The organism is Streptomyces sp. NPDC048248 (assembly GCF_043201875.1).
Lineage (GTDB): Bacteria > Actinomycetota > Actinomycetes > Streptomycetales > Streptomycetaceae > Streptomyces.
Window position 1 is genome coordinate 1 of sequence record NZ_JBICZL010000049.1, and the last position, 3,198, is coordinate 3,198.

General features: G+C 70.1%; 1 protein-coding gene. It reads left to right on the forward strand.

What is annotated here, in order from left to right; translation table 11 throughout:
* Window positions 1–3,198, forward strand: a 3,198-nt coding sequence (locus ACGFZW_RS38860) for a type I polyketide synthase (protein WP_393898057.1), incomplete at both ends; no start/stop codon positions are given.

The window sequence follows — 3,198 nt, forward strand, 5'->3', positions numbered from 1 at the left end:
TGCTGGTGGTGCCTGCCGAATGCCCGGAGGCGGGTCAGGTCGCCGAGGCACTACGCGCACAGGGCATGACCCTCCACACCCTCGAAATCGACGAGACGGATACCGGACGCGAAATTCTCGCCTCCCGGATCCAGGAGGGACTGAACGGGTTGGCCCCCGCAGGTGTGCTGTCCCTGCTGGCGCTGACCGACGACGCGCATTCCGCATTCCCCGCAGTACCCTCCGGGTTCGCACATTCACTGACGCTGATTCAGGCACTTGGCGACGCGGGTATCGAAGCCCCCCTCTGGCTCGCCACCCGCGGCGCGGTCGCAACCGGCCGGGCGGAATCCGTCACGAGCCCGCCGCAGGCCATGATCTGGGGTCTGGGGCGAATAGCTGCACTGGAATACCCTCAGCGCTGGGGCGGTGTGATCGACCTCCCGCAGTCCCTCGAACCCCGCACGGCGACGCGGCTGGCCGGGGTGCTGGCCGGACTGCACGACACGGAGAGCGAGATGGCGCTCCGTACCTCCGGAACCTTCGGCCGCCGTCTCGTCCGGGCGACGCCCAGCGGTGCCGAGCGCGTGCCGTGGCAGCCGGGTGGCACCGCACTGATCACCGGTGGCACGGGCGGCCTGGGCAGTCATGTCGCCCGATGGCTGGCCGACGGTGGCGCCGAGCACCTGGTGCTCACCAGTCGCAGCGGGGCGGCGGCTCCCGGCGCGGAGCAGCTGAGGGCCGAACTCACCGCACTCGGCGCCCGGGTCACCATCGCCGCCTGCGACGTGAGCGACCGCGACGCCCTGGCCGCGCTGTTGAAGGATCTGGACGCCGCGGGTTCGCCCATACAGGCCGTCTTCCACACGGCCGGCGTTCTGGACGACGGGGTCATCGACACCCTCACCGCGGACCGGGCGAGCACCGTCCTGCGGCCCAAGGCAGCTGCCGCGCTGAACCTGCACGAACTGACCAAGAACCGCGACCTGAACGCCTTCGTGCTGTTCTCCTCGTTCGCGGGCACGCTCGGCGGTCCGGGCCAGGGCAGCTATGCGGCGGCGAACGCCTTCCTGGACGCGCTCGCGGAGCAGCGCCGCGCCGCCGGACTGGCCGCGACATCGGTCGCCTGGGGCCCCTGGGCGGGCGGCGGTCTGGTCGACGACGCCACCGAGGCGCGGCTGCGCCGGAACGGCATGCCGACGATGGCACCGGAGTCGGCGATCGCGGCCCTCCAGCAGGCCCTCGATGTCGGCGACTCGTTCGTGGCGGTGGCCGACATCGACTGGGAGCGCCTGGCGGCGTCCTCTCCTTCCGGTCCGTCGACCCCGGTTCTCGCCGAACTGCCCGAAATACGCGGCATCCTCGACGCCGGTACCTGCGCGACGACCGGCCCCAACGACGAATCCCCGCTGGCCGAGCGGTTGGCAGGTCTCTCGGACAGCGATGCCGAACAGGCCCTGATGGAGCTGATCGGCACCGAGGTTGCCGCCGTACTCGGCTACCCCGGCCCGGAATCCGTCGAGACCGACCGCGCCTTCCGTGAGCTGGGCTTCGACTCGCTCACCGCTGTCGACCTGCGCAACCGGCTGACATCCGCGACCGGCATGCGGCTGCCCGTCACGCTGGTCTTCGACTACCCGACCGTCACCTCGCTCGCCCAGTACATCCACACCGAGGTGGCCGGCACCCGGTCCGTCGCCCCCGAGTCGAAAGCCGGGCCCGCGCCCCTCGACGACGACCCGATCGTGATCGTCGGGATGAGCTGTCGATTCCCCGGTGGTGTGACCTCCCCCGAGGGACTGTGGGAGCTCCTCGACGAGGGCCGCGACGCGGTAGCCGGATTCCCCACCGACCGCGGCTGGGACATCGAGGGCCGCTACGACCCGGACCCCGACAAGCCGGGCACCTTCTACGCGCGTGGTGGCGGCTTCCTCTACGACGCCGACCACTTCGACCCGACGTTCTTCGGGATCTCGCCGCGTGAGGCACTGGCGATCGACCCGCAGCACCGACTGCTGCTGGAGACTTCCTGGGAAGCCTTCGAACGGGCAGGCATCGAGCCGACCACGCTGAAGGGCACCCAGGCGGGCGTGTTCATCGGCGCCAGCTACAACGACTACGGATCGCGTTTCCAGCAGGCTCCCGAAGAGTTCGAGGGCTACCTGGCAACGGGTAGCGCGAGCAGCGTCGCCTCCGGACGGGTCTCCTACACCTTCGGTCTCCAGGGCCCCTCGCTGACCGTGGACACGGCCTGCTCCTCCTCACTGCTCGCACTGCACTTGGCCGCCCAGTCACTTCGGCAGGGTGAGTGTTCGATGGCGCTGGCCGGCGGTGTGGTCGTGATGTCCACGATGGACAGTTTCATCGAGTTCAGCCGTCAGCGGGCCATGTCCCCCGACGGCCGCTGCAGGGCCTTCTCGGCCGATGCGGACGGCGCGGGCTGGGCCGAGGGGGTGGGCATGGTGTTGCTGGAGCGGTTGTCCGACGCGCGGCGCAACGGCCACCAGATCCTGGCGATGGTCCGGGGCTCGGCTGTCAACCAGGACGGTGCCAGCAACGGCCTCACCGCGCCGAACGGACCGGCGCAGCAGCGGGTGATCCGGGCGGCGTTGGACTCCGCCGGGCTCTCTGCGGCGGATGTGGATGCGGTGGAGGCGCACGGGACGGGGACGTCGCTGGGCGATCCGATCGAGGCGGGTGCGTTGTTCGCGACGTACGGGCAGGGACGTTCGGCGGAGCGGCCGCTGTGGCTGGGATCGCTGAAGTCGAACATCGGTCATACGCAGGCCGCTTCGGGTGTGGCCGGTGTGATCAAGATGGTGATGGCGATGCGGCACGGAGTGCTGCCACGCACTCTGCACGCCGATACGCCCTCTCAGAAGATCGACTGGTCCGCGGGTGCGGTGGAGTTGCTGACCGATCCCCAGGACTGGCCGGAAACGGGTGCGCCCCGCCGCGCCGGCGTGTCCTCCTTCGGTGTCAGCGGCACCAACGTCCACCTGGTTCTGGAGCAGGCGCCGACGGGTGACGAAGAGGTCGCTGGCACGACTGCTGTGGTGCGGGGTGGTGTTGGTGCGGTGGTGCCGTGGGTGGTGTCAGGTCGGTCGGTGGGTGCGTTGCGGGGGCAGGCGGAGCGGTTGCTTGCGCATGTGGCCTTGTTGCCGGAGGCGTCTCCGGTTGATGTGGGTTTCTCGTTGGCGACGGGGCGTGCGGTATTCG